The organism is Bradyrhizobium diazoefficiens (genome assembly GCF_016616885.1).
Lineage (GTDB): Bacteria > Pseudomonadota > Alphaproteobacteria > Rhizobiales > Xanthobacteraceae > Bradyrhizobium > Bradyrhizobium diazoefficiens_F.
The window spans coordinates 935942-961259 of sequence record NZ_CP067102.1; the positions used below are offsets into that span (position 1 = coordinate 935942).

At 62.9% G+C, this 25318-nt stretch carries 24 protein-coding genes and 1 tRNA gene; 9 read left to right on the forward strand and 16 right to left on the reverse strand.

Annotated elements, in window-relative coordinates; genetic code table 11:
• Positions 1 to 146 precede the first annotated feature (146 nt).
• Complete coding sequence (locus tag JJC00_RS04325) at positions 147 to 1931, forward strand: acyl-CoA dehydrogenase family protein (RefSeq protein ID WP_200471516.1); 1785 nt, start codon at positions 147 to 149, stop codon at positions 1929 to 1931.
• Between the two features lie 44 nt (positions 1932 to 1975).
• Positions 1976 to 3064: a Zn-dependent alcohol dehydrogenase gene (locus JJC00_RS04330; RefSeq protein ID WP_200471517.1), complete on the forward strand. Its 1089-nt coding sequence runs from the start codon at positions 1976 to 1978 to the stop codon at positions 3062 to 3064.
• A gap of 73 nt (positions 3065 to 3137) precedes the next feature.
• On the opposite strand, the gene JJC00_RS04335 is transcribed toward JJC00_RS04330, so the two are convergent.
• The 9 genes from JJC00_RS04335 to JJC00_RS04375 form a co-directional block, all read right to left on the reverse strand.
• Positions 3138 to 3491, reverse strand: coding sequence for a nuclear transport factor 2 family protein (locus tag JJC00_RS04335; protein WP_200471518.1), 354 nt, complete (start codon positions 3489 to 3491; stop codon positions 3138 to 3140).
• Positions 3492 to 3602: 111 nt separating this feature from the next.
• Positions 3603 to 5075 carry an amidase gene (locus JJC00_RS04340; protein ID WP_200471519.1) on the reverse strand — a complete coding sequence of 491 codons (1473 nt, stop codon included), beginning with the start codon at positions 5073 to 5075 and terminating at the stop codon, positions 3603 to 3605.
• A 90-nt stretch (positions 5076 to 5165) separates the two neighbouring features.
• Complete coding sequence (locus tag JJC00_RS04345; RefSeq protein WP_200471520.1) at positions 5166 to 5696, reverse strand: cytochrome b; 531 nt, start codon at positions 5694 to 5696, stop codon at positions 5166 to 5168.
• A 29-nt stretch (positions 5697 to 5725) separates the two neighbouring features.
• A complete protein-coding gene (locus JJC00_RS04350) occupies positions 5726 to 6592 on the reverse strand; it encodes a hypothetical protein (RefSeq protein WP_246774082.1) in 867 nt (288 codons plus the stop codon).
• Between the two features lie 11 nt (positions 6593 to 6603).
• Complete coding sequence (gene mbfA, locus JJC00_RS04355; RefSeq protein ID WP_200471521.1) at positions 6604 to 7575, reverse strand: iron exporter MbfA; 972 nt, start codon at positions 7573 to 7575, stop codon at positions 6604 to 6606.
• 68 nt (positions 7576 to 7643) lie between these two features.
• Positions 7644 to 8204, reverse strand: a complete 561-nt coding sequence (locus JJC00_RS04360) for an alpha/beta fold hydrolase (protein WP_246774083.1) — start codon at positions 8202 to 8204, stop codon at positions 7644 to 7646.
• Positions 8176 to 8757 carry a glutathione S-transferase N-terminal domain-containing protein gene (locus JJC00_RS37770; RefSeq protein ID WP_246774084.1) on the reverse strand — a complete coding sequence of 194 codons (582 nt, stop codon included), beginning with the start codon at positions 8755 to 8757 and terminating at the stop codon, positions 8176 to 8178. Before JJC00_RS37770 ends, JJC00_RS04360 begins: the two co-directional genes overlap by 29 nt.
• Before the next feature lie 172 nt (positions 8758 to 8929).
• Positions 8930 to 9772, reverse strand: a complete 843-nt coding sequence (locus JJC00_RS04370) for a fumarylacetoacetate hydrolase family protein (protein ID WP_200471522.1) — start codon at positions 9770 to 9772, stop codon at positions 8930 to 8932.
• Positions 9773 to 10023: 251 nt separating this feature from the next.
• Positions 10024 to 10872 (reverse strand): MBL fold metallo-hydrolase, encoded by an 849-nt coding sequence (locus JJC00_RS04375; RefSeq protein WP_200471523.1) that lies wholly within the window; start codon positions 10870 to 10872, stop codon positions 10024 to 10026.
• Positions 10873 to 10997: 125 nt separating this feature from the next.
• Here JJC00_RS04375 and JJC00_RS04380 point away from each other — a divergent pair, with 125 nt between their 5' ends.
• A complete protein-coding gene (locus JJC00_RS04380) occupies positions 10998 to 11429 on the forward strand; it encodes a DUF3775 domain-containing protein (RefSeq protein ID WP_200471524.1) in 432 nt (143 codons plus the stop codon).
• Between the two features lie 130 nt (positions 11430 to 11559).
• Here the strand turns inward: JJC00_RS04380 and JJC00_RS04385 are convergent, their stop codons facing one another.
• From JJC00_RS04385 to JJC00_RS04400, 4 genes are all read right to left on the reverse strand, one after another.
• Positions 11560 to 12342: an SDR family oxidoreductase gene (locus JJC00_RS04385; RefSeq protein ID WP_200471525.1), complete on the reverse strand. Its 783-nt coding sequence runs from the start codon at positions 12340 to 12342 to the stop codon at positions 11560 to 11562.
• Between the two features lie 129 nt (positions 12343 to 12471).
• Positions 12472 to 12984, reverse strand: coding sequence for a CvpA family protein (locus JJC00_RS04390; protein WP_200471526.1), 513 nt, complete (start codon positions 12982 to 12984; stop codon positions 12472 to 12474).
• A 216-nt stretch (positions 12985 to 13200) separates the two neighbouring features.
• Positions 13201 to 14799 (reverse strand): GMC family oxidoreductase, encoded by a 1599-nt coding sequence (locus JJC00_RS04395; RefSeq protein ID WP_200471527.1) that lies wholly within the window; start codon positions 14797 to 14799, stop codon positions 13201 to 13203.
• Positions 14800 to 14865: 66 nt separating this feature from the next.
• A complete protein-coding gene (locus JJC00_RS04400) occupies positions 14866 to 16242 on the reverse strand; it encodes a coniferyl aldehyde dehydrogenase (protein WP_433996541.1) in 1377 nt (458 codons plus the stop codon).
• Between the two features lie 379 nt (positions 16243 to 16621).
• Here JJC00_RS04400 and JJC00_RS04405 point away from each other — a divergent pair.
• The 6 genes from JJC00_RS04405 to JJC00_RS04430 all read left to right on the forward strand — a co-directional run bounded on the left by JJC00_RS04405 (position 16622) and on the right by JJC00_RS04430 (position 22482).
• A tRNA-Met gene (locus JJC00_RS04405) sits at positions 16622 to 16698 on the forward strand.
• 266 nt (positions 16699 to 16964) lie between these two features.
• Complete coding sequence (locus JJC00_RS04410; RefSeq protein ID WP_200471529.1) at positions 16965 to 17969, forward strand: LacI family DNA-binding transcriptional regulator; 1005 nt, start codon at positions 16965 to 16967, stop codon at positions 17967 to 17969.
• Between the two features lie 61 nt (positions 17970 to 18030).
• Positions 18031 to 19392, forward strand: coding sequence for an ABC transporter substrate-binding protein (locus JJC00_RS04415; protein WP_200471530.1), 1362 nt, complete (start codon positions 18031 to 18033; stop codon positions 19390 to 19392).
• Between the two features lie 66 nt (positions 19393 to 19458).
• Positions 19459 to 20400, forward strand: a complete 942-nt coding sequence (locus JJC00_RS04420) for a carbohydrate ABC transporter permease (RefSeq protein ID WP_200471531.1) — start codon at positions 19459 to 19461, stop codon at positions 20398 to 20400.
• Complete coding sequence (locus JJC00_RS04425) at positions 20393 to 21241, forward strand: carbohydrate ABC transporter permease (protein ID WP_200471532.1); 849 nt, start codon at positions 20393 to 20395, stop codon at positions 21239 to 21241. Before JJC00_RS04420 ends, JJC00_RS04425 begins: the two co-directional genes overlap by 8 nt.
• 32 nt (positions 21242 to 21273) lie before the next feature.
• On the forward strand, positions 21274 to 22482 hold the full coding sequence (locus JJC00_RS04430; protein WP_200471533.1) for a glycoside hydrolase family 172 protein: 1209 nt from the start codon (positions 21274 to 21276) through the stop codon (positions 22480 to 22482).
• Between the two features lie 262 nt (positions 22483 to 22744).
• Here the strand turns inward: JJC00_RS04430 and JJC00_RS04435 are convergent, their stop codons facing one another.
• From JJC00_RS04435 to JJC00_RS04445, 3 genes are all read right to left on the reverse strand, one after another.
• On the reverse strand, positions 22745 to 23440 hold the full coding sequence (locus JJC00_RS04435; protein ID WP_200471534.1) for a DUF899 family protein: 696 nt from the start codon (positions 23438 to 23440) through the stop codon (positions 22745 to 22747).
• Positions 23441 to 23637: 197 nt separating this feature from the next.
• A complete protein-coding gene (locus tag JJC00_RS04440; RefSeq protein ID WP_200471535.1) occupies positions 23638 to 24231 on the reverse strand; it encodes a DUF1349 domain-containing protein in 594 nt (197 codons plus the stop codon).
• Between the two features lie 140 nt (positions 24232 to 24371).
• Positions 24372 to 25289: a substrate-binding domain-containing protein gene (locus tag JJC00_RS04445; protein ID WP_433996542.1), complete on the reverse strand. Its 918-nt coding sequence runs from the start codon at positions 25287 to 25289 to the stop codon at positions 24372 to 24374.
• Positions 25290 to 25318 lie beyond the last annotated feature (29 nt).

The window sequence follows — 25318 nt, forward strand, 5'->3', positions numbered from 1 at the left end:
TTCCGCAGAGCGAATTGCTCTTTCACGGCGATCATGCCTCCCTGACAATTTGCGGCTTTATCGGCTCTCGCGATGGGAGCATGATCGACATCATCCCAAGCGGCAAGCGTCTAGAATGCCGCCGGGCGGAAACGAAGAGGACGATCATGCACAAGCCGGCCACAGCGCAGCCAAAACATGTCGCGGCCGCACCATCCGGCCTGCTGGCGCCCGACACCACAGGCATGAATTTCTATCGCGCCGATCAGGCGCTGACGGACCTCCTGCGCATTCATCTGCCAGACACGCTGTTCCGTCACATCGAGCCGCATCTCGACCGCCTCGGTGAATTGGCCGGCGGCCACCTCGACGAATGTGCGCGGCTCGCCGACCGGCACACGCCGGTGCTGCACCAGCGCGACAAGTTCGGCCGCGACGTGCAGTGGATCGAATATCACCCGGCCTATCGCGAGCTGGAGAATGCCGCCTTCGGTGAGTTCGGTATCCACGCGCTCTCGCTCCGCAAGGGCATCATGGGCTGGCCGGACAAATATCCGGTGGTGGCAAAACATGCCTTCACCTTCCTGTTCAATCAGACCGAATTCGGCATGGGCTGCCCGATCAACGTCACCGACGGCTGCGCGAAGCTGCTGGCGAATTTCGGCAGCGACGCGCTGAAGGCAAAGTATTTGGACGGCCTGACCCAGACCGACATGAGCAAGCTGACGCAAGGCGGCCAGTTCATGACCGAGAAGGAGGGCGGCTCCGACGTCGGCACGCTGACCACGCGCGCGGTGCAGGAGGGCGATCATTGGCGCCTCACTGGCGAAAAATGGTTCTGCTCGAATGCCGATGCCAAAGTGGTGATGCTGCTGGCGCGCCCCGAAGGCGCCGGCCCCGGTACGCGCGGCGTCGGCCTGTTCCTGATGCCGCGCTTCCTCGACGACGGTTCGCAGAACCACTACCGGATCGTGCGTCTCAAGGACAAGCTCGGCACCCGCTCGATGGCCTCGGGCGAGATCAAGCTCGAAGGCGCGATCGCCTATGCCGTAGGCCGACTCGACCGCGGCTTTGTGCAAATGGCCGAGATGGTGAACTCGTCGCGGCTCTCCAACGGCGTCAAGTCGACCGCGCTGATGCGCCGCGCCTATCATGATGCCATGACGGTGGCGAAGAACCGTGTCGTGTTCGGCAACCGCATCATCGACCTGCCGCTCGGGCGACGGCAGATGCTGAAGATCATGCTGCCGGTCGAGCAGGCACTGTCGATGAGCTTTCTCACCGCCGATGCGCTCGATCGTGCGGAAGCCGGCAGCCAGGATGCGGCGGCGCTGCTGCGCATCCTGACCCCGACCTTGAAATTCCGTGCAACGCGCGATGCGCGAAAAGTCTGTGGCGATGCGCTCGAGATGCGCGGCGGCATCGGCTATATCGAGGAATTCGCCACCGCACGCCTGCTGCGTGATGCACATCTCGGTTCGGTCTGGGAAGGCACCGGCAACATCGTTGCGATCGATGCGCTGAGGCGCGCCGTCGGCCGCCACGGCGCAGAATCCGCGCTATCGGCCGATCTGCATGCCCGCCTCGACGACAGCGCCTCGGTGCCGCAGGCCTGGCGCGACACCTTGCGCGGTCTTGTCGATCGCGCCGTCGGCTTTGCGCGCGAGGTTGCGGGCAAGGCGGACAACGAAGCCGACGCGCGTCGCGCAACGAGCCTGCTCTATCATGTGGCCAGCGCCGTCGCGCTCGCCTGGGAAGCGCATCGCATCCACGAGATGCGCGGCGATGCGCGCCGGCTGCTGCTGTCGCGCCTCGTGATCGACCATCGCGTGTCGCCGAGCGACCCGTTCCGGCTAACGGAAAATACCACGCAGGCGACGATCGCCGCGCTGCTGCTCGGCGATCGCGATGCCGGCATGAGCGAGGTTGGCGAACTGGTTCTGGCAGCGTAGGCTGGCGCGTCACGATCGAACAAAAACGCGATAGGGAGTGCTCGATGAAGGCCGCCGTCCTCTATGAAGTCAACACGCCGCTGGTGATCGAGGATGTCAGCCTGCCGAAGCCCGGCCCGCGCGAAGTCCTAATCCGCACGTCCGTTGCCGGGCTCTGCCACTCCGATCTGCACTTCATGGAAGGGCTCTATCCGCATCCGCTGCCCGCGGTGCTCGGACACGAGTCTGCCGGCATCGTCGAGCAGGTCGGCTCCGACGTCACCTATGTGAAGCCCGGCGACCACGTGGTCACCTGCCTCTCCGTGTTCTGCGGCACCTGCGACAATTGCACCACCGGCCGCACCGTGCTCTGCACCGACACCACGGTGAAGCTGCTGCCGGGCGCCTCCAACCGCATGCATTGGTCGAAGCCTGAGAAGCTGCACCAGTTCCTGAATCTTTCGTCCTTTGCCGAGCAGATGCTGGTGCACGAGAACGCCATCGTCAAAATCCGCAAAGAGATGCCGCTCGATCTCGCCGCGCTGATCGGCTGCGGCGTCATCACCGGCTACGGCGCGGTGGTGAACACGGCGAAAGTGACTGCGGGCGAAACCGTCGCGGTGATCGGCTGCGGCAGTGTCGGCATGGCCGCGATCAACGGCGCGCAGATCGCAGGCGCCGGCCGCATCATTGCCATCGACACCAATCCGGCCAAGCTCCAGCTCGCGACCAAGCTGGGCGCGACCGACATCATCAATCCCGCCGACGGCGATGTCGTCAAGCAGGTGCGCGACCTCACCAATGGCGGCGTCCAGCATTCCTTCGAGGTGCTCGGCCGCAAGGAAACCGCCGAGCAGGCCTTTGGCATGCTCGCCTCGGGCGGCACGGCCACCATCGTCGGCATGATCCCGTTCGGCCAGAAGATCGAACTGCACGGTTTCGACTTTCTGCGCGAGCGCCGGATCCAGGGCTCGTCGATGGGCTCCAACCATTTCCGCGTCGACATGCCGCGCCTGGTCGATTTCTATTTGCGCGGGCGGCTGCATTTGGAAGATTGGATCTCGGCCAAGCTGAAGCTCTCGGAGATCAACGAGGGTTTTGCCAACATGAAAGCCGGCAAGACGCTGCGAAGCGTGATTGTGTTCGATAGCTGAGAGCCGCAATGACAGTGTCATCGCCCGCATCAAGCCGGGGCATGACAGTGGAGTGGGGGAGAGGTGAGAAATCTCAACGCGACACGTGCGCCGACACTGCGAGCCACTTGCCGTTCTTCTTGGCCCAGCAATCGGTGTACCGCCCGCTGGCCTCCTGGCCATCCGCCGTGGTGTAGCTCGTCGCGGCGTGGATGATGGCGAAATCGCCCATGATGCGAATGATTACGTCGTGCTCTATCAAATTCCGGATCGAAATCGGCTGCGCCGTCTGCTTCAGGAAACCGGCGCGGTCGACCAGGGTCTTGTCGGGGTTTGAGCAATAAAACTCGGGCGCCAGGATTTCGTCGAAACGTTTGACGTCGCAGTTCTGCACCGAGGCGACATAGTCGCGGTTGAGCGCGGTCAGTTCTTCCAGGTCCTGGCTCATGGTGCTTCCTCGACCTTGTTTCGTCATTGCGAGGAGCGAAGCGACGAAACAATCCAGCGTCGATCTAGCGACAGCCTGGATTGCTTCGCTTCGCTCGCAATGACGGCGGCATTAATCGTCAAACATCTTCGGCGGCACGAATCCGCCGAACTCGCGCTCGATCAATTCGGCCAGCTTCAGCGGCGTCCGGTCCTCCAGCCACGGGCCGACGATCTGGACGCCGACCGGCAGCCCATCCGGCGCGAACCCGGTCGGGATCGCGGTCGAGGGCAGGCCGGGCAGCGTGGCGATGCCGGGCCAGGCGAGCTGGTCGGTATAGACGTGCTCCTTGCCGTCGATCAGGATGCGGCGTTGCTCCTGGTCTTCCGCGTGATCGTGAGGATAGGCCGGCGTCGGCATCACCGGACAGATCACTGCATCGAAGGATTTGAACAGCTCGCGCCATTGTGCGCGCAGCCGGGTCCGGCCGACGCTCGCGATCACCCAGTCGCGATGGCTGAGCGCGATGCCGCGCAGCCGCTCGGCCTGCAGGCTGTTGTTGCTGGCCGGCAATGTGGCTGCTGCTGCAACTGCGCCTGCGTAGAATTCGGGCGAGAAGCTGGCGCCGAGAAACGACAGCAGCATGCGCATATAGAGCCGCGAGGACGCCGCGAAATCCGGCAGCAGCGGACTGCTGCGCTCGATCTTGACGCCGGCTCTGGCGAGATTGTCGGCGAGCGTGTTGATGCTTCCGCGCACCGCGGTGTCGGTCGGCAGCACCGGATCGGTCTCGATCAGGAGGACGCGGAAATCTCTCAGCGAGCCGTGACGCGCGGCGGGCAGCTCGAGCCTGTAGGCCTTGCCGTCGTCGAGCGGGTCGGGCCCGGCCATGACGTCGAGCAGCAGGGATAGATCGCCGGCGCTACGCGCCATCGGGCCGATCACGGCGAGATCGCGCTCATAGGCTAGTGACGGAGCCGGCGGTACAGTGTGGCCGCGAGACGGCAACAGATCGAAGGTCGGCTTGTGCGCGTAGACGCCGCAATGGAACGCCGGCACGCGCAAGGAGCCGCCGATATCCGAGCCGAGTGAGACCGGGCCGTAACCCGCGGCGAGCGCCGCCGACGAGCCGCCGGAGGAGCCGCCCGGCGTGCGGCCGAGGTCATAGGGGTTGTTGGTGGTGCCGTAGACGTCGTTGTAGCTCTGCCAGTCGGCGAGTGAGAGCGGCACGTTGGTCTTGCCGAGCACGATGGTGCCGGCGTCCTTCACCCGCATCACCGGCAGCGAATCTTCCTTGGCAATAAAATCCTTGTGCGCGGGATTGCCCCAGGTCGTGGGCAGGCCGGCGATATTGTAGGATTCCTTCACCGTCATCGGCAGGCCGAGCAGCGGCTTGCGCTCGCCACGGGCAAGGGCCGCGTCAGCTGCACGCGCCGCGTCGAGCGCGCGATCAAAATCCCGGACGCAAATCGCGTTGACCTTGCCGTCGTGCCGTTCGATGCGATCGATCGCATCCTGCGTGAGCTCGACGGCGGAGACCTTCTTCGCCGTCAAAGCGGCCGACAGCTCGACCGCGCTCTTGTAACTCCATTCCGATTTCGCCACAGCATGCTCCTGCGCTTCACTGGAGGGATGATGCGCAGTTTGGCGGAATGCCGCAACCGCCGTTTGATCGCGATTGATCTGCCCGGAACGCTACCCGGGCAACATTCGCTGCATCACGCGGTCGCGATAGATGAAGATGTGCACGAACGCGGCTGCGATGTGAATGCCGATGGTGATGAGCAGCGCCCATTCCATCGCCTGGTGGAGACCGTCGATGGCCCGGCCGGCGGCTGCGTTGCCGGACGCGAGCATCGGCATTGGCACAAAATAGAAGAACGAAACAGGCCATCCGCGGAAGGACGCAAACAGCCAGCCCGAGATCGTCGTCGCCAGCACCAACGCGTAAAGCAGCCAGTGTATGGCCTCCGAAGACAAGCGCTGCCAGGCGGGAAGAGAGCTCTCAGGCGCGACGGGATGGATGAGACGCCAGAGCAGGCGGAGAGCCGTCAGCGCCAGGATTATCATTCCAATCGACAGGTGAAACGTCATGCCGGCGCCAGGGCTCATGCCCGGATGGATATCCGGCATGAACCAGCCGATCGGGTATTGCAGGGCGAGCAACGCGACGATGAGCCAGTGAAAGATCTTGGCGGGAGTGCCGTATTGAAGGCGGATGGTCATGAGGATCCTGGCGTTGGACTTCGGCGCGGTCAGGGTTGGAAGCCGCGCGCGGCAGCATGGATAAACGGATTGACGGGCCCGCTGCTCATCCGCATGTTGGCGTCCGGTTTCTGACCCGGCACGGAGAAAGCGTAGCCGATGATCGTCTTGACCACGAACCGGTCAGACGCCGGCGTCAACCCGTAGCCGACACCGAAGTTCACATCGAACACACCGGCCTTGAAATCGGTGACGGCAAACAGCGTATGCTGCTGGTCGGGAAGCTTGCTGAAATTCCCGATCTCGCCGAAGTCGGCGTAATATTCGAAGCCGGCGAACAAATCGTTGCCGAAGTTGCGTGCCAGCCGGGCGGCGGGCGCGAAATCGGCCTCGCCCTTGCTGCCGAAGCCGATATCGACGATCGGGTTGACGATGAACTCATATTGCGAATTGCGCACGCCGATGATCGGGCGGATCTCCAGTCCCCATCGCGTTTGCGCGAATTTGGGCATCTCATAGCTCAGCTCGAAATTCACGCCATAGAAGAGATTCTGCTGCTCCGCATGCGGCGAGACGAACAGCGTGCGCAGCTTGAAGGCGTCAGACAGGAATTGCCGGTCCTGCACGGCGAATGGCAGATAGAGCCCGAGCTCCCACCAGTCGGTCATGCCGTAGGCGAATTCCGGCGTGCCATTGAGGCTATGGTTGGACGGGAAGCCGCCAGGGAACGGCGGGTCCTTCTGTCCGATCGCGACATAGTTGAGGTGCTGCTGAATCGTGAACTGCCCGACATCGGCAATCCCGGCGTTATAGACCTGGATCTCGTCGGTGGCGCGTGCGGTCTCGCCTGAGGCGATCAGGAGCAATGCGCAAGTCAGGCTTGCGGCCGCGACCGTGGATGCAAGATGCCTCTTCATCGCGGTTGTCCCTAGGCCGCGCCGATCAAGATGCCAACCGCCAGCACGATGGCGCCGCCGAGCACGATCTGGAATACCGCCTGCAGGAACGGCGTGTCCATGTAGCGCGCGCGGATGAAGGCGATCGCCCACAATTCGAAGAACACGACGATGCCGGCGATGGCGGTCGCGATCCAGAATGCGTTGGGCCATGCGTCCGGCACGAGATAGGGCATGGTATGGCCGAGCCCGCCGAGCGTCGTCATCGCGCCGCAGGTGATGCCGCGCAGCCAGGGCGAGCCGCGTCCCGTCAGCGAGCCGTCGTCGGATAGCGCTTCCGCAAATCCCATGCTGATGCCGGCGCCGATCGAGGCGGCGAGGCCGACGAGAAACGTCTGCCAGTTCTGGTGCGTGGCGAAGGCCGCTGCGAACAGCGGCGCCAGCGTAGAGACCGAGCCGTCCATCAGGCCGGCGAGGCCCGGCTGCACATATTGCAGCACGAACATCCGCCGCCGCGTGCGGTCTTCCTCGGCGCGGACGTCGGGCTTGAGGATTTCGTCGGTCAGCGTGACCGCGCGGTTCTCGTGATGTTTCTCTTCTTCAGCAAGGTCGCCGAGCAGCCGGCGCACGCCGACATCCTCGGCCTGCTCGGCGGCGCGCGCGTAGAAGCGCTCGGCCTGGAGCTCCATGGTCTCGACCACTTTGCGGATCGTGTCGAGCGGCAGGTTTTTCGCCAGCCAGATCGGGCGCCGGCGCAGAAAGCCTTTGACGTCCTCGCGGCGGATCGGCGGCAGGTGCTGTCCGAAACGCTCTTCATAGAGCAGCAGCAGGCGATGACGGTGGCCGCGCTCTTCCTCGGCCATCTCCTCGAAGATCTTGGCCGTGTCGGGATATCGTTCCCGGAGGTCCTCGGCGAAGCTCATATAGATGCGGCTGTCCTCCTCCTCGGAGGAGATCGCGACCGCAAGCACCTCGCGCTCGGTCAGATCGGCAAAATTCTTCACGACGGCCCTGTTTTCATTAGTTTAGAATAGTTCTAAACTATATAGGGCGCTACGGTTCCCGCGTCAAATCAGGCGGTGCGGGCCTTTTCCAGGAAGTCGAGCAGCAGCCGGCTGACCTCGGCGGGCTGCTCCTGCTGGACCCAATGGCCGGCGCCATCGACGAGATGGCAACCGAGCATTTTGGTGCAGCCGTGCCCCTGCATCGCCTCGAACACGCCGGGGCGTTGATAAGTGCCCCAATCCTGCTTGCCCGAGATGAAGCAGGAGGGCACGTCGATGCTGCGTCCCGCAAACAGCTGCATCTCGGTGTTGAGCATGCCTGACGTGCCGTAGCGATACCATTGCAGACCGCCCTGGAATCCGGTGCGGCCATATTCGCCGCTGTAGTAGGCGAGGTCGCTGTCCGGCAGCCATCGATTGGCGGCGATCGCGGCCGGCGAGGGCATCTCCTTCGCGACCGTCTCGGCCATGGTCTCACCGAGGTCCATCACGTAGTAGGTCGGCAGCTTGGCGAGCTCGTCTGCAGACCACGATTTCAGCGGATAAGGCTTGTTGTCGATCCAGTCCGCGCTCTTGTGATGATAATAGGCGCGCAGGAAATCATGCACGCCTTGCGGCGCGTGCTGCATGTCGGCGTTGGCCGCACGCGTCGCATAGTACCATTGATAGTGGATGCGCGGGCGCGGCAGCGCCGCGAGCTCGCGATGCACGGGGTCTTCGACCGCAGGCTTCGCGGGACGATCGACCGTGTTGAAGGGCAACGGCGGCGCTCCGCCGAACGGCGCGCTCATCAGCGTCACCGAACGAAACCCGCCATTGCAGGCCCTGCGGCCGCACCATCTTCTCGTAGCGGCACAGCAACATGGAATCGAGCATGCCATTGATCAGCGAATGATTGGTCTTGGCCTTCCAGCGCCGCGGACCGTAATCCGGGATCAGGCTGCCGCCGGCCATCTCGTTGAGATATTCGACGATCACGTAGGAATCCAGGATGACGTCGCCGTCATCAGTGATCAGCACCGGCAGCTTCTTCAGCGGCGTGATGCGCGAATAGTCCTCGTTGGCCGTGCCGGGCGCGACGGTTGCGGGCGTGAATTCGATCTTGTCGATCAGCCCGAGCTCGATCGCGGCGATGCGCACCTTGCGGGCGAAGGGCGAGGCGGCGGAGAAGGAGAGTTTCATGGCGGAATGTCCTACGGGATGACCGGCAATTGGCTTTTCGTCATTGCGCGCGAAGCGAAGCAATCCAGGCTGTCTCTGCGGAAATAGTCTGGATTGCTTCGTCGCTTTCAGTGCAAAATTGCTTCGCAATTTTGTCACGAGCTCCTCGCAATGACGGGGAGAGGCCGGAGACTTACGCCGCAACGATCTCCTGGCGCTGCTCGCCGAGGCCTTCGATGCCGAGCGTCACGACGTCGCCGACATTGAGGAAGGTCGGCGGCTTCATGCCGAGGCCGACGCCGGGCGGGGTGCCGGTGGTGATGATGTCGCCCGGCAGCAGGGTCATGAACTGCGAGACATAGGAGATGCACTTGGCCATCGAGAAGATCATGGTCTTGGTCGAGCCGGTCTGGCGGCGCTGGCCGTTGACGTCGAGCCACATCGACAGGTTCTGCACGTCCTTGATCTCGTCCTTCGTGGCGAGCCAGGGGCCGACCGGGCCGAACGTGTCGTGCGACTTGCCCTTGGTCCACTGACCCAGGCGCTCGGTCTGGAAGTTGCGCTCGGAGACGTCGTTGCAGACGCAATAGCCGGCGACGTAGTTCAGCGCATCGGCTTCCGAGATGTATTTTGCCTGGGTGCCGATGATCGCGGCGATCTCGACTTCCCAGTCGAGCTTGGTCGAGCCGCGCGGTTTCTCGACCTTGTCGTTCGGGCCGGACAGCGAGGTGTTGGCCTTCATGAAGATGATCGGCTCGGTCGGAATGGCGGCGCCGGTCTCCTTGGCGTGGTCGCTGTAGTTGAGGCCGATCGCGACGAATTTCGAGATGCCGGTGACGGGCGCGCCGAAGCGCGGCTTGCCGGAGACGGCGGGCAGCGAGGCCGGGTCGATAGCGGCGAACTTCTTCAGCGAGTCCGGCGAATAGGCCTCGCCGGTGAGGTCCTTCACGTGCGCCGACAGGTCGCGCAACTGGCCTGATTTGTCGATCAGGCCAGGTTTTTCCGCACCCTTTTCGCCGTAACGAACAAGCTTCATTCTCGTTTCTCCCTTGGGATGGTCTGATCGGTTAAATAGCTTCATGGAACAGCGCGGCGGGAAATTCAACCGCTCAAAATGAAGCGCATTGCAGGCTTCTGGATTCGACGGGTGGGGTCGTTGCTCTCGTGTCCCGGACGCGACGCAGCGCGAAGCGGTGCGGCGCAGAGCCGGGACCCAGATTGCCACAATCGTGGGCCCCGGATCAGCAGTGCATCACTTCGTGCTGCGCAGTATCCGGGGCACGAGATCTAGGCCAGCGCCACAAACCTGAACGCGTCGCCCTCCCGCCGGATATGCCCGGCCGAGAAATGCCCGCCGATCACCAGCGTCGGCGTATCGGCAAACCGGCCGAACAGTGCGGTCCTCGTCGCGGCCGATTGGGCCTGGTCGGAATCCGCGGTGGAGGACCAGCCGAGATGCGCCATCTGGCAGGGGTGATGGGCGACGTCGCCGGTCAGCAGCCCCTGTTCGCCGTCCGACTGGATCAAAATGCTCATATGGCCGGGACTGTGGCCGGGCGTTGGGATCATGCTGATCTCGTCGCTGAGCCGGTGGTCACTCGGGATCAGATCGGCGCGGTCGGCATCGATGATCGGCTTCACGGAATCGTTAAAGACGGCCTGCTTGTCCGGTTCGGTCGAGTGGTCGCGCCAATGCTCGTATTCGGTGCGGCCGAACACGTAACGCGCCTTTGGGAAGGCCGGCACCCATTTGCCGTCGACAAGCTTCGTATTCCAGCCGACATGGTCGACGTGAAGATGGGTGCACAGCACGGTGTCGATGCTGTCGGGCTCGAAGCCCTCCGCCGCCATCATCTCCAGGAACGGCGTGTTGCGGTTATTCCAGATCGGGACCTTGCGGCCCTGCTTGTCGTTGCCGAGCCCGGTATCGACCACGATCCGTTGCGATGGCGTCTCCACCACCAGCGAATGGATCGACATTTTCAGCCGGCCCTCTTCGGTGGCGAAATGCGGGATCAGCCATGGCAGCTTCCGGATCTCGTTGTTGCTGGCCTGAGGCAGGATGAAGCGGGTCGAGCCGACCGTTTCCAATTCCACCACCTCAGTGATTTTGACTCGGCCGACCTTCCACGGCATCCGGCGTGCCTCTCATTTTCCTGCTTTTCGCGAAAGATGCGATCTTCCGCCCTCGAACGCAATGGATCATCTGTCGTGATGTTGCGTTATCGCAGGAACCCATCGAGATCCGAAAGGGGGAGCCCATGCCTGAGCTTGCCATTTCCGCCGAGAAGGTCGCCTTCATCATCGAGAAGGCCCGCGAATTCGACGTCAAGGACGTGGCCACCGATTCCGATTCGGGGTCCAATCCCTCCGACGATGACGAGATTGACGTGCTGGAAGACACCAATTCCGATCCGGTCGCAGCCGAGCTCGCCGGGTTCATCCGAGCCATGAACGAGGACGAGCAGATCGACCTGGTCACGTTGATGTGGATCGGCCGCGGAGACGGTGAGGCGGATGATTGGGATGATCTGCGTGCCCGCGCTGCTGAGGCCCGCGCCGAATTCAAGGCACCGCGGCGCGAAGCGGTGCAGTATTTGCTGGGTGAGCCGATGCTGGGCGATTTCCTCGCCGACGGCATGGACGAGCTTGGCATCGACTGGAGCGACGACCGGACGACGCCGGTCTCGTAGAGCACGTTGGGGGCAAGACGATCGTGCGGCCGTCGCGCTGTAACCTCTCCCGCTTGCGGGAGAGGTCAAGGGGTCCCACCGCTCTCACTCAAGGGGTCCCACCGCTCTCACTCAAGGGGTCCCACCGCTCTCACAGCGTGCCGGGGAAGGCGCCGCCGTCGAGCAAGATGTTCTGGCCGGTGATGAAGCCGGCCTTGGCGCCGCACAGGAAGGCGCAGGCATAGCCGAACTCGTCGGGCTGGCCGAAGCGGCCGGCCGGATTGAGTTTCGCGCGCTCGGCCAAAATCTGCTCGGGCGTCGTGCCGCGCTTGTCGGCCTCGGCCTTCGCGGTGCCGGTCAGGCGGTCGGTCTCGAACGGGCCCGGCAACAGGCCGTTGATGGTGACGTTGTTGATCACGGTCTTGCGCGACAGGCCGGCGATGAAGCCGGTGAGGCCGGCGCGGGCGCCGTTGGAAAGGCCGAGAATGTCGATCGGCGCCTTCACCGCGGCCGAGGTGATGTTGACGATGCGGCCGAACTTACGCGCCATCATGCCGTCGACGGTGGACTTGATCAGCTCGATCGGCGTGAGCATGTTGGCGTCGATCGCCTTGATCCAGTCGTCGCGGGTCCAGTTGCGGAAATCGCCGGGTGGCGGGCCGCCGGCATTGTTGATCAGAATGTCCGGCTCGGGGCAGGCCTTGAGCACGGCTTCGCGGCCCGTGGGCGTCGTGATGTCGCCGACGATCTCGGTGACCTTCACGCTCGGATAGGCCTTGCGGATGTCGTCGGCCGTCTTCTTCAACGCTTCGGCGCCGCGCGCGGTCAGCGTGACGTCAACGCCGGCTTCGGCCAGCGAGATGGCGCAGGCGCGCCCCAAGCCCTTGCTGGATGCGCAGACGATGGCGCGGCGACCTTTGATCCCAAGATCCACTGTTTCACTCCCGTAATGTCAGGCAGGTTTTTGGACGGGCCGCACTCTAGCCAACATCAGTGCCTGTGATAAGGGACGTGCCCGCGTCAAAATGCATGCGCGCCCGCGCGGCGATGCAAATGCGCCTGATCAGATGCGCCGCTCCTGCTTGATGCGGTCGATCGCGGCGGCGGCCTCCGGCGGCAGGGACTTGAAGCCCATCTGCCCGAGCGCCGAGAACAGCGGCCGCAGATGCGAGCCGGCGAGGAAGGGCGGCTGGCGGTTGGCCGGCACGATCTGGTCGAACACCAGCACCAGCGTGGTGGCGACGAGGCCGACCCGGATGGCGCCGAGCGCGGCGCCGCCGAGGCGGTCGCCGATGCCGGCCTCGCGGATCGTGTCGTCCAGCACGAAGCGGCCGATATATCCGAGCAACATGCCGACCACCAGGAAGATGCCGAAGAACCAGATCCAGTTTTGAAATAGCGGTCCGTTCGGGTTACTGGCGACCTGCGGAACGATCATCGGCATCAGCGAGACCGCGATGGGGGCGGCGAGAAGATAAGCGAGGATAGTCATGGCGCTGCGGAGCACGCCGGTCCTGAATCCGAAACCAATTGCGATGCCGAGCGCCGCATAGACTGCGAGATCAAAACTATTCATGAGCGCAACCCTGCCGATGGAACGAGTGAACGCTGAAGCGATCGTTCCGGTTTCAGATCGCTAAAATCATCTGTATTTTTTCTTGGCTCCGGGCCCGGGACTGTGCGCAGCAGGATTTATGCGACGTCAGTAAAGAAACCATCTTTTTGGTTGTCGTCTCGGCCCCCGTGCGCAATCGCGCACTAGGCCGGGACGACGATGTGGAGACAGCATCGCTTAACTCGCCCGCACCTCCGCCCGGATCATATCCGCGGCCTTCTCCCCGATCATGATGGTCGGCGCATTGGTGTTGCCGCCGATCAGCGTCGGCATGATCGAGGCGTCGACGACGCGGAGGCCCTCCACGCCGTGCACCTTCAGCTTGGGATCGACCACGGCCGTCGCGTCGGTGCCCATCTTGCAGGTGCCGACGGGGTGATAGACGGTGTCGACGCGATTGCGCAGGATGGCGCGGATGTCGTCGTCCGTTCTCACATCTGACGTGAACATGTCCTTCGTCTGCAACGCGCGCAGCGCAGGCGTCTCCATCAGCCATCGCGTGGTCTTGAAGCCCGCGACCATCGCCTCGAGATCCTCCGCTTCGCCCAGAAAATTCGGATCGATCATGGGTGCGGCGAGCGGGTCTGCGCTTTTCAGCCAGACGCCGCCGCGGCTCTTCGGCCGCAACAGACAGATATGGCATGAGAAGCCGGCGTCCTTGTGCTTTTTGCGGCCGTGGTCGTCGAGCATCGCGATGACGAAATGGAGCTGAATGTCCGGCACGTCGAGGTCGGGTCGGGTCTTCAGGAAGCCGCCACACTCGGCGAAATTGGTGGTCATCAGGCCGCGCCGCTCCCTGCGGTACCGCTGGATGGCGCGGAGCAGGGATGGCAATCGGCCAAGCGACGAGTGAACGAAGTGCGGATAGTCGGAGGCGTAGACGAACACGAAATCGGGATGGTCCTGCAGATTGCGCCCGGCGCCCGGCAGATGATGCGTGACGCTTATACCGTGCGTACGAAGCGTCTCGCCATCGCCGACGCCCGACAGCATCAGCAGTTGCGGTGACTGGAAGGCGCCGCCGGCGAGGATCACCTCGCGGCGTGCGCGCAGCTGTTTCGTCTGCCTGCCCTGCACATATTCGATGCCGATCGCGCGCCCGCCCTCGAACAGGATTTTCGTGGCATGCGCCCCCGTCTCGACGCGCAGATTGGCGCGCTTGTCAATGTAGGGCTGCAGATAGGCGCGCGCCGCACTCCAGCGCTCGCCCTTGTGCTGCGTCACCTGGTAGCTGCCGAGGCCTTCGTGATCCTCTTCATTGAAGTCCTCGCGGATGCGGAACTGCGCTTCGCGCGCGGCCTGATGGAAGATGTCATGGATCGGATTGTCCGAGCGCAGCCTGTTGACATGCAGCGGGCCGCCCTTGCCGTGATACGCGCCGTCGAAATCGCTGTTGTTCTCCGAGCGCTTGAAATAGGGCAGCACGTCCGCATAAGACCAGCCGGCATTGCCGAGCGAGGCCCAGTGATCGTAATCCCATTTGTGGCCGCGGATGTAGACCATGGCGTTGATCGCCGAGGAGCCGCCGAGGCCCTTGCCGCGCGGTTGATAGCCGATCCGGCCGTTCAATCCCTTCTGCGGCACGGTATCGAAGGCCCAGTTGGCTGCCTTGTAGGGCAGAGCGAGCCCGAACGGCGTGGTGATCCGCCAATTGTCGTTCCGCCCGCCGGCATCGAGCAGCGCCACCGATGTTGCCGCATCCTCCGACAGCCGCCCCGCCACCGCGCAACCGCCGGAGCCCGCGCCCACGACGACGAAATCGAATGTGTCGGTCACTCGTGTTTCCCCCGCTTTTTGTCATTCCAGGGCACGCGACTTCCTCGCGCCCCGGAATAACTGTCGCTACGACATGAACCGCATCATCTTCTCCAGCCGCGCGATCTTGCCGCCATAGGGCGGATAGAGGTCGGCGAGGCGGTTGAATTTTGAGCGATAGAACACCGGCTTCAGCTTGCTGAACGTGTTGAAACCGCATTCGCCGTGATAGGCGCCGGTGCCGGAGGCGCCGACGCCGCCCATCGGCTGGTTGGCTTGCGCGAAGTGAAACAGGCAGTCGTTGATGGTGACGCCGCCGGAGACCGTGCGTGCCAGCACCTCGTCGCGCGCGTCGCGATCCCTGCCGAACCAGTACAGCGCGAGCGGCCGGTCGCGCTTGTTGATGAAGGCGATCGCCTCGGCCGGATCGCGGGTGCCGAGCACCGGCAGCACCGGGCCAAAGATCTCCTCATGCATCGCCGCCATGTCCTCGGTCGCACCGACGATCAGCGTCGGCGGGAATTTGCGGTGCGCCTTCCAGTTGGGATCGTCCGCCTTGGCCGGTTGCAGGATTTTTGCGCCGCGCCGCGCGGCATCCGCGACCAGCCCTTCCAGCCGCGCATAGTGACGGTCGGAAATGATCGAGGTGTAGTCCTTGTTGGCGGGATCGGTGCCGAACATGCGCCGCATCTGCGTGCGCACCTTTTCGGCGAAGGCCTGCAACGCGCTCTCCGGAACCAGCACATAATCCGGCGCGATGCAGGTCTGCCCGGCATTGAGCAGTTTTCCGTAGGCGATGCGCACGGCTGCCTCGTCGAGATCGGCTGACACATCGATGATCGCCGGCGACTTGCCGCCGAGCTCGAGCGTGACAGGCGTGAGATTGCGCCCCGCGGCTTCCGCGACCAGCCGTCCGACCCGGGTCGAGCCGGTGAAGACGAGGTGATCGAACGGCAGGTGTGCGAAGGCTTTTGCGATCTCGTCCTCGACGCCGGTGACGAGCAACTCCGTTGTGTCGAATTTCTGTGCAACCGTCTCCTTCAACAGCGCGGAAAAGTGCGGCACGAGGTCGCTCGGCTTGATGATGACGCGGTTGCCGGCGGCGATGGCGCCGATCGCGGGCGCAAGCGTGAGCTGCAGCGGATAATTCCAGGGTGCGATGATGCCGACGATTCCGAGCGGCTGCGGGATCAGCCGGTTGCGCGCGGGAAGGAATTGCAGCGCAGTCGCCACGCGCTGCGGCGCCATCCAGCTCTTCAGGTGCTTTGACGCGTGCCGGATCTCGGAGAACACCATCATTGTTTCGGCAAAGGTGGTCTCGACCGCCGAGCGATGGCCGAAATCGGCCGAGATCGCCTGCCGAAAACGCTCTTCATTGTCCGCGACCACGGCACGCAGCCGCGCCAGCCGGTCGAGCCGCTCTGCGAGATCAGGCGCCGGCTCGGCCCGCGACCGCGCGACCATGGCCTGGAAGCTGTCGGTGAGCGCCGCCAGCGGGGTGCTCGCAAGGGGACGGTCTAAAGCATTGTTCAAGGCGGTCCTCCCAAATCGGCGTTTCGCCCTTGTTTTGTTGCCGCAAGCTGGCGGTTTGCGGAACTTCTGGCAAGTGCAGGGCAAATCGGCCGGAATCCGCGCACCTGACCTGTCATAAAGTCGAAAAAAACGTCCCCGCGGCCCTTTCCAAAGGCAGTCCGGGTTGGTACATACCCCTCGCACCCGACGGGCGTTGCCCCGGGATTGCCTTCCAGGGAAGCCTTCGGGACGGGAGAAGCAAGCCACGCCAACGGCGTCGGCCCTGATCCACCGTCCCCGGCATTTAAGCGAAGGCAAAGCAACGGTTTAACGCGGGGTGGAGCAGCCCGGTAGCTCGTCAGGCTCATAACCTGAAGGTCATAGGTTCAAATCCTATCCCCGCAACCAAATTCGGACTTCACCGGGTCCGAGACGAAAATGGCCCGCGTGATGCGGGCCATTTTTGTTTGGGGCCGGCGCCGAGCGATATCGAGCACAACGCGACCCGCGTCGAATTGGGTTGAGCGAGACCTCACGGCAATCTCAACTTTCAATTGAGTGCACTGTCACCGCAATTCGCACCGCAAATTCCTATGTGTTCCGCCGACCTTCGGCTCAAGCTGAATTCGGCAAATCGATTTGCAAATCGATTTTTTGTGTGTTTTGATGCCCTCATGAGCACGATAGCGAAGGTAGCGGAAAAGGCAGGCGTATCGCGGACGACGGTGTCGCATGTGCTCAATCATGCCGATCGCGTGTCGCAGGCGCTGCGTGAGAAGGTGCTCGCGGCGGTCGAGGAGCTTGGCTACGTGCCGAACCCGCAGGCGCAGAGCCTGCGCACCGGTAAGACCAATCTGGTGGCGATGCTGATCCCCGATATCCGCAACCCCTTCTATCCCGAACTGGTCAGGACGGCGCAGTCGGAGCTGGAAGCCGCCGGGCTCGACATGCTGATTTTCAATACCGACGTGCCGGGCGGCCATTCGCAGGAGCACGGGCGGGAATATCTGCGCCAGATCCGCAACCGCCGCATCGACGGGCTGATCGTCGGTGACTTCGCTTTGCATGAGATGCACGACGCGCTTGTTGGCATCGATCTGCCGACGGTCTTCATCGGCGATCTGCCCAACCAGGCGGTCGACAGCCTGAGGATCGACGATTTCGGCGGCGGCCGTCTCATGGGCCAGTATCTCGCCTCCCGGGGACATAAACGCACCGCCCATGTCACCGGCCCGTCCTTCTTCGCCGAGGCCATGGCGCGTGCGGCAGGATTCGAGCAGGGATTGCGCGATGGCGGCGTCGAGCCGGATCCTGCCTTCCGCTTCGAAGGCAGCTATCTCGGGCCTTCGGGCAAGGCGGCGGTCGAATGGCTGCTGGAGCGCCACGCAGGCGCTCTGCCCTCCGTGGTCTTCTTTGCCAATTTCCTGATGGCCGCAGGCGCGCTTGCCGAATTCTACGATCGCGGCATCAGGATTCCCGAGGACATGGCAGTTGCCGTCTTCGGCGACCAGACGCAGCTCGAATATGTGCGCCCGCGCCTGACATGCGTCGGCCGCCCGCCTTCGGCTCTCGCCGAGCGCGCCACAACCATGCTGCTCGATCGCCTTTCCGGCCGTTATGATGGCCCGCCGCGTTCGGAAATCATCTCCTGCAGCCTTCAGCATTTCGATACCGCATGACGAAAACCGCCTGCCTGCCGGAAGCGGAGCCGGCCTGCAGGTCCACCAATGGGAGGACGACATGACCGATATCAAAACGCCAGGGAATGGCATTTCCCGCAGACAGCTGATCCGCAAGGGCGCGCTTTTCACCGGCGCCGGGCTTGCCGCCGGCCTGACGGGCTTTCCATATATCAACCGCATGGCCGTGCGCGCGCAGGATGCACCACTGAAATTCTGGCAGTTCTACGCGCCCGGCGGCCAGGTTGCCAGCCAGGTCGACTGGTTCACCCAGATGATCAGCGCCTGGAACGACAGCCACAAGCAGAAGGTGCAGCTCGAATATGTTCCGAACGCCGAATATATCAACGGCCCGAAGCTCGCGACCTCCTTCGCATCGAATGAAGGCCCCGACATCTTCCTGATCTCGCCCGGCGACTTCCTGCGCTATTACAATGGCGGCGTGCTGCAGGACCTGACAGCGCATATCGACGCCGCCACCAAGGCGGATTTCCCGGAAACCGTCATCGCCAACCGCATGGTGGACGGCAAGATCTACGGTATCCCGATGGAAGTCGAGCCAATGGCCATGTACTATTCCGTCAAGGCCTTCGAGGAAGCCGGCCTCAACGAGAACGATGTTCCCAAGACCTGGGACGAACTGCTGGAAGTCGCAAAGAAGCTGACGACGCCAAACCGCTACGGCGTACTCTTCGAGACGACGCCGGGCTACTACCAGAATTTCACCTGGTATCCGTTCCTCTGGCAGGGCGGCGGCGAATTCCAGTCGAATGACGGCAAGAGCGCATTCGATTCACCCGCCACCGTTCAGGCGCTGAAATTCTGGCAGGATGCCGTCAAGAGCGGCGCGGCCCCGCGCCAGGTGCTCGGCAATGGCGCCAACGACACGATTGCCAACCTTGCCGCCGGTTATTGCGCCATCCAGAATGTCGGCATCTGGGGCATCTCGCAGCTGGCGGGCAATGCCAAGGATTTCAAATACGGCGTGTTCAGGCTGCCGACGCCAGCCAACGGAAAATATATGACCGTCGGCGGCGGCTGGGCCTTCGTCGCCAACGCCAAGGGCAAGAGCCCCGATGCGGCGGCGGAATTCTGTGCCTGGGCGCTCGCCTCGATGGACAAGGGGTCCGTCCAGCGCGTCGCCGACTGGTGCACCAAGGCGAAATCCGACATGCCGCCGCGCAACAGCGCGCTGAAGGCCGGCGGTGCCGCCTTCACGCAAGGCAATATAGGCACCTTCGCCAGGGATATTTACCCCGGCACCAGGGCTGAACCGCGCGTTCCGCCCGAGGTCTACAAGATCATCTCCGACGCGATCCAGCAGACCCAGCTCGGCGGCGCCGATCCGCGGCACACGGCGACCGCAGCATCGCGGCAGCTCGACGCGTTCCTCGCCTCCTACAGCGGCGCGCCGATCCTTTAAAGCTCAGAAGCAAGCCGCACGCGAGCCGTCACGTGCGGCTGGCAGGAGTCGAGCACGGATGCAGGTATGAGGCCGGAACAAAAGAAGCCGGATCAAGGCAAAAAGGCCGCGCGCAGGCGCTTGTCGGCCAAACATCGTGAATGGCTGTCGGGCTATCTCTTCGTCCTGCCGGATGCGATCGGTCTTCTGATCTTTCTCGGCCTGCCGATGGTGCTCTCGCTGGTGCTGGCAGTCTTCGAGGTCAACGGCTTCGGCGGCTATCGCTATGTCGGTATGGCGAATTTCGTGCGCATGGCCAAGGATCCGCTCTTCTGGTCGGCCGTCCGCGTCACAGCGGTCTATGCCGTCCTGCTCGTGCCGCTTCTCTATGTCTGCGGGCTGGGGCTGGCGCTGCTCGTGCAGAAAACCAACCGCTTCAATGCAATCATGCGAGCGATGTTCTTCGCGCCGCATATGGTGAGCCTCGTCGTCGTGGCCGTCGTCTGGCAGTTCATGGTGGTCGACAAGATCGGCGTCATCAATAAGCTGACGCCGCTTCTCGGCATCGCCGGCATTTCCTTCCTCGGCGATCCACAATTTGCCTTGGTGACGGTGGTTTTCGTCAGCCTCTGGTTTCTGATGGGCTTCTACATGCTGATCTTCCTGGGCGGCCTGCAGGACATCCCCAAGGAATATTACGAGGCGGCGACGATCGATGGCGCAGGCCCCTTCCACTGCTTCTGGCACGTCACCCTGCCGCTGCTCAAACCCACGAGTTTCTTCGTGCTGATGGTCTCGATGGTCGCAGCCGTCGCCGGCGCCCAGGCCTTCGACATCATCTATGTGATGACCAAGGGGGGACCGGCCAATTCGACCTCGGTGCTGATCGTCTACATCTACCAGCAGGCCTTTTCCTTCGGCGCCTTCGGCTATGCCGCCGCCATGTCCTCGGTGCTGGTCATCGTGCTGATGCTGGTCACCGCCATCTTCTTCGCCATGACCAAGGGAGGCCGCTTCACCTATGACTGAGGTCCGCTCTTCTTCCTATCCCTCGTCCTCACAGGTGACGATCGCGCGCATCCTCTGGATGCTGGTCACCGCGATCCTTGCGCTGATGATCCTCTTTCCGTTGCTGTGGATGGTCTCGATCGCCTTCAAGACACCGGCCGAATCCTTCTCCGCCAATCTGTTCCCCGAGCGGCCGACACTGGAAAACTTCAAATATGTGCTGACCGGCGTTCCCTTCCTCCGCTACATGGCGAACAGCTTTTTCGTCTCGGCAAGTGTGACCGTGATCGCGCTATTCTTCCACACGATGGCGGGTTACGCGCTAGCGCGCCTACGCTTTCCCGGGCGCGAGATCATCTTCCTGGCGATCTTTTCCACCTTCCTTGTGTCGCTGCCCGTCATCATCGTGCCACTCTTCGTCATCGTGCGCGCCATGGGCATGCTGAATACCTATGCCGGCTTGATCGTGCCGGCGATCTTCAATGCCTTCGGCATCTTCCTGCTCCGGCAATATTACCTGTCGCTGCCGCGCGAGATCGAGGAAGCGGCGATCGTCGACGGCGCCAGCTACTGGCGGATCTACTGGAGCATCATCCTGCCGCTCAGCCGGCCGATCATGTCCGCGCTCGCCATCCTGTTCTTCCTCGCCAACTGGAATGCCTTCCTCTGGCCGCTGACGGTCGCCTCCAGGGCCGACCTCTGGGTGGTGCAGGTCGGCATCGCCAATTTCAAGAGCCAGTACTCCGCCTCGTGGAACTACATGATGGCGGCCTCCACGATCGTCGCCATCCCGACGCTCGTGCTCTTCATCATCTTCCAGCGCCAGATCATGGATTCGCTGAAAACCAGCGGCCTGAAATAACCTTTGAAATAACCATCGAAGAGGAGACCTTGATGACTCAGGCCGGCATTTCGCCGCTGCGCGGGCTTGCGAAACTGAGGACGGCGAAGACGCGCCGCTTCTCGAGCTACGACCGCACCGGCGGCAACGACGACAGGCTGCATATCGAGCCGGGCAGAACGGTCGTCATCGCCGAACATGCGGGCTCCGGCGTCGTTACCCATATCTGGGCTACGCTTGCCTGCGAGAGCGAGAGCTTCCTGCGCAAGATCGTGTTGCGCGCCTATTGGGATGGCGAGGACCATCCAAGCATCGAAGCGCCGATCGGCGATTTCTTCGGCATGGGCCACGCGCAGACCGGCAATTATGCCAGCCTGCCGATGCAGGCGAGCCCCGAGGACGGCAAGGCGTTCAACTGCTATTTCCCGATGCCCTTTTCAAGCCACATGCGCTTCACGATCACCAACGAGGCCGAGCACGACCTGCTCTTCTATTATTACGTCGATCTCGAATTGCATGAAGCGCTGGAAGACGGGTTCGGCCGCTTTCACGCGCAATATCGCCAGGCCCGCCCCGAAGGCGAAAGCGAGGCCGGCCTGACCAACGAGCAGTTCCTCTTCGGCGGCGAGACGACGGACGGCAAGGCCAACTATACGATCCTGGAGGCCGAAGGCCGCGGCCACTATGTCGGCGTGCTCTTCAGCGTCTATTCGCGCCGCCGCTCCGATGTCTGGGACTGGTACGGCGAGGGCGACGACATGATCTTCATCGACGGCGAACCGGGCCTCTCGGTGCCGGATACGGTGAGGAAGCCCGATCCGCGCATCGGCCCGAACGCAGCGCTGATCGAACCGCGCGGCGAAAGCAGCCCCGGCGCCAACGACGTCTGGCCGCCGACCTTGCACGGCACGGGAACCGAGGACTATTTCAACACCGCCTGGTGCCCGACACAGGAATACAGCGGCCCCTATCACGGCATCATCGCCGCAGGCGGGCCGAACTGGACCGAGCCGGTGACGCTCTACCGCTGGCACATCGAGGACCCCGCCATCTTCCAGAAGCGCATCCGCGTGACGATCGAGCATGGCCACGCCAACCGCCGCTCCGACGACATCTCCTCCGTCGCCTTCTGGTACCAGGCCGAACCCCACAAACCCTTCGACGCCCTGCCCTCAGTGGAAGACCGCACCCCGACCTTCCGGCGACCTTATCAGAACTGGAGCGCGGCGGCAGCAGCCGCTGCCAGGAAGGGTGGCATCTAGCACTACTTTGGCAGATTCATCTCAGTGATGGTCGGCCATCTTCGGCACTTCAGCAAGGCTGCGTGGCATTCTCTCAATTGAGTGCACCAATGCCGCAATCTCGACGCGACTGACAAGATGTGCGATCCGTTCGCGGGCAGCGATCAGCTACGTCAATTCTCATCGGGCAATATTGCAGGGCGAGGGTGGCCCGGACTGGCACGAGCAATTGCAACATGCCAGCGAAGCCACGGGCACGCATTATCACTGATCGCAGGAGCGCTCAGTAAGCGAGCTTTGGATACCAGTCGGTTCCGCGTCCTTCTGGCGTGGTGTCGAGGATGGTCCAGAGCGGATCCATGTCGGGCGCGCCGCGCGGATCCTGTTGGGGGTCGGCCATCGTGCTGCTCATCTCGCCGGACCAGAAATGCCGGATCGTGCCGTCGCGCTGCGTGAACACGCTGTAGCCGGGCACGTCGGCATCCTCGGCGCTGACGTAGTCCCGCGTGTAATCGCCGGAGATGTCAGAGAAGATCTTGTGTCGCGTCCAGCCACGCGCTTTCTTCGCCTCGATCAACCGCGCGATCGGCGACCTCGCGATGAAGACGAACGCGATACGCTGCTCGATGTCAGGCAATTTGTGCTCCCATGTGCTCATAAAGGACGTGCACATCGGGCATGGCGTCTGCCGCTGCGGCCCGAACATGTAGCTATAGATCGCGAGCGTCTGCTTGCCGTCGAACAAGTCGGCGAAATTCGCTTTGCCGTTCTCGCCTTCGAGCACGTAGTTTTTCTTCACCTCGCCGCCGAGCGGCAGCGCCCGGCGCAGTTCAGCAACACGCTCGATGTGACGACGCAGCTCGATCTCCTCCGCCAGGAGGCCTTGCCGGGCGCGGCGATAATCGGCGGTTTCGTTGGGAAAATGGGCCTTGTTCGTACGAGCAAGCTCGGAAGCAGGCTTCAGGATGGAACTATCCATGGCGTGACCTCTGGTTGGGGCCGATATCCGTGAAGACGTCCGGCGGCGCCTCGTTCCGACACCTCCGCTCAATTATTCGGAAAGCGCTCGCGAATGTGGTGCGGCCGCGGACCCGACTCATATGAGCATGCCGTCCCAGGATATTCCGCCCTCTAAGATAGCTTGCGCCAGTTCCCGAGCCTTGTGCTGCATCCGCTCTAGCTGAGATCGTGCAGATCCTTGCCGAGCGGCGGTTTCAGGGAAAATCTCGTGAACGTGACCGGCAATCCCCCTCGTTCGGGTGTGCAAGCCATAGGTCCGACCCAGTAGGATTGCGCAATGGTGAAAGGAGCCAATCGGACGAGTGGCCAGACTTTGCCATCAGCCGACGCCTGCAATCGAAGAACGCCGTCGGCGACGGTGACGCGCATCCAAAAATCGCCGGCATCGTGCTCATACGGGGCAGTTGCCCAATCCGATTGCCCGTTGGTCAATACGCTCGAAAGCATGGCGCGCCCGTCGGAGAACTCAATTCCGGCTTTGACCCAGTGCTCCGGATCGACGCGCACCATGATGCCGGCTTGATCGTACAGGGCCTGAAAATCGCACTGGACGCGCAGCTCGGCAGTAAACGCCTGCGCCGTCCGAAAACCCAGAAAATGGCCGCTGTCGCGGCAGAACCCATAGTGAGTCTTGCGCCAGAAATCGGTGGCCTTGTCGGTGACGATCTCGAGGGTGTCGCCCAGCGCGGTCCACCGTTCCGGTTCATTCAGCCAGACACCATCCTGCCTGGCGAAGATGGCAGCGCTCATTTCAAACCTCAAAGAAAGTTGCCGATTCCGCCGGATGTCGATCTGGCGCGATCAACAGCCGCGCCGCGAATGGAGAGCCCGGTGCGAGATTTGTCGCACCTGGCTCTCGCGGCCGCTATTTCGGTATAGCCAGATCAGAGCTATCCATTCTTCTTCAGGATCTCCGACGCGTTCTCCTTGGTGATCAGCATCGTCGGCAAGGTGATGACCGGCTCGAGCTTCTCGCCCTTGAGCAGCTTTGCCGCCTGCCTCAATCCTTCTGCGCCGGGCGTTGCGTAGAGGAATGTCGCGGTGAGCTGGCCCTTGGAGACCCAGGTGACGCCTTCGTCCGGCAATCCGTCGATGCCAATGATGAACTTGATGTCCTTGTCGCGGCCGGCGTCCTTGGCGGCGAGATACGCGCCGTAGGCCATCGGATCGTTATGGCCATAGACCATGTCGATCTTCTCGTTGTTGCGAAGCGCCGTTGTCATGATGTCGTAGGCCTTGTCCTGCTTCCAGTCGCCCGACTGGTTGTTGAGCAGGTACTTGATGCCTTTCTCCTTGTCGGTGAAGGCATGGAAGCCGTCGTGCCGATCGTGCGCGGGTTGGGTGCCCATGCCGCCCCAGATTTCGACGACGTTGCCGGCCGCCTTGCCCGGACCGCCGAGCAGCTTCACCGCGTGCTCGCCGGCCGCCTTGCCGATAGCGACGTTGTCGCCACCGATGAACTGGGTGATGCGCTTGGTGTCGACGTTGCGGTCGAGCACGATGACGGGAATCTTGGCGTCGATCCCCTTTTCGACCACGCCGGTCAGGCCGGCCGATTCCTTGGGCGAGATCAGGAGCACGTTGACCTGCTGTACGATCAAATTGTCGCAATCGGCGACTTGCTTCTCGGTCTTGTCCTGGCCGTCCGTAATGATGAGGTCGATATCCGGATGGTTCTTCGCCTCGGCCTGGATGTCCTTGTTGAATTGCACGCGCCACGGCTCCAGCGTGGTGCACTGGCTGAAACCGACTTTCGACTTGCCGGCGGCCCTTGCAGGCGTCCAACCGACCGGCAGATAGATGGTCATTGCGGCACCCGCCGCGGTGGTCGACAATT

Bases quoted from the DNA above. Each gene is read 5' to 3' on its own strand.
- JJC00_RS04435 (WP_200471534.1), bottom strand. From the start codon at position 23,440: ATGGATAGTTCCATCCTGAAGCCTGCTTCCGAGCTTGCTCGTACGAAC.
- JJC00_RS04425 (WP_200471532.1), top strand. From the start codon at position 20,393: ATGACTGAGGTCCGCTCTTCTTCCTATCCCTCGTCCTCACAGGTGACG.
- JJC00_RS04440 (WP_200471535.1), bottom strand. From the start codon at position 24,231: ATGAGCGCTGCCATCTTCGCCAGGCAGGATGGTGTCTGGCTGAATGAA.
- JJC00_RS04370 (WP_200471522.1), bottom strand. From the start codon at position 9,772: ATGAAGCTTGTTCGTTACGGCGAAAAGGGTGCGGAAAAACCTGGCCTG.
- JJC00_RS04445 (WP_433996542.1), bottom strand. From the start codon at position 25,289: ATGACCATCTATCTGCCGGTCGGTTGGACGCCTGCAAGGGCCGCCGGC.
- JJC00_RS04350 (WP_246774082.1), bottom strand. From the start codon at position 6,592: ATGAAGAGGCATCTTGCATCCACGGTCGCGGCCGCAAGCCTGACTTGC.
- JJC00_RS04415 (WP_200471530.1), top strand. From the start codon at position 18,031: ATGACCGATATCAAAACGCCAGGGAATGGCATTTCCCGCAGACAGCTG.
- JJC00_RS04375 (WP_200471523.1), bottom strand. From the start codon at position 10,872: ATGCCGTGGAAGGTCGGCCGAGTCAAAATCACTGAGGTGGTGGAATTG.
- JJC00_RS04410 (WP_200471529.1), top strand. From the start codon at position 16,965: ATGAGCACGATAGCGAAGGTAGCGGAAAAGGCAGGCGTATCGCGGACG.
- JJC00_RS04330 (WP_200471517.1), top strand. From the start codon at position 1,976: ATGAAGGCCGCCGTCCTCTATGAAGTCAACACGCCGCTGGTGATCGAG.
- JJC00_RS04400 (WP_433996541.1), bottom strand. From the start codon at position 16,242: ATGGTCGCGCGGTCGCGGGCCGAGCCGGCGCCTGATCTCGCAGAGCGG.
- JJC00_RS04360 (WP_246774083.1), bottom strand. From the start codon at position 8,204: ATGCAGCACGCGCCGCAAGGCGTGCATGATTTCCTGCGCGCCTATTAT.
- JJC00_RS04420 (WP_200471531.1), top strand. From the start codon at position 19,459: ATGAGGCCGGAACAAAAGAAGCCGGATCAAGGCAAAAAGGCCGCGCGC.
- JJC00_RS04325 (WP_200471516.1), top strand. From the start codon at position 147: ATGCACAAGCCGGCCACAGCGCAGCCAAAACATGTCGCGGCCGCACCA.
- JJC00_RS04345 (WP_200471520.1), bottom strand. From the start codon at position 5,696: ATGACCATCCGCCTTCAATACGGCACTCCCGCCAAGATCTTTCACTGG.
- JJC00_RS04380 (WP_200471524.1), top strand. From the start codon at position 10,998: ATGCCTGAGCTTGCCATTTCCGCCGAGAAGGTCGCCTTCATCATCGAG.
- JJC00_RS04390 (WP_200471526.1), bottom strand. From the start codon at position 12,984: ATGAATAGTTTTGATCTCGCAGTCTATGCGGCGCTCGGCATCGCAATT.
- JJC00_RS04335 (WP_200471518.1), bottom strand. From the start codon at position 3,491: ATGAGCCAGGACCTGGAAGAACTGACCGCGCTCAACCGCGACTATGTC.
- JJC00_RS37770 (WP_246774084.1), bottom strand. From the start codon at position 8,757: ATGAAACTCTCCTTCTCCGCCGCCTCGCCCTTCGCCCGCAAGGTGCGC.
- JJC00_RS04430 (WP_200471533.1), top strand. From the start codon at position 21,274: ATGACTCAGGCCGGCATTTCGCCGCTGCGCGGGCTTGCGAAACTGAGG.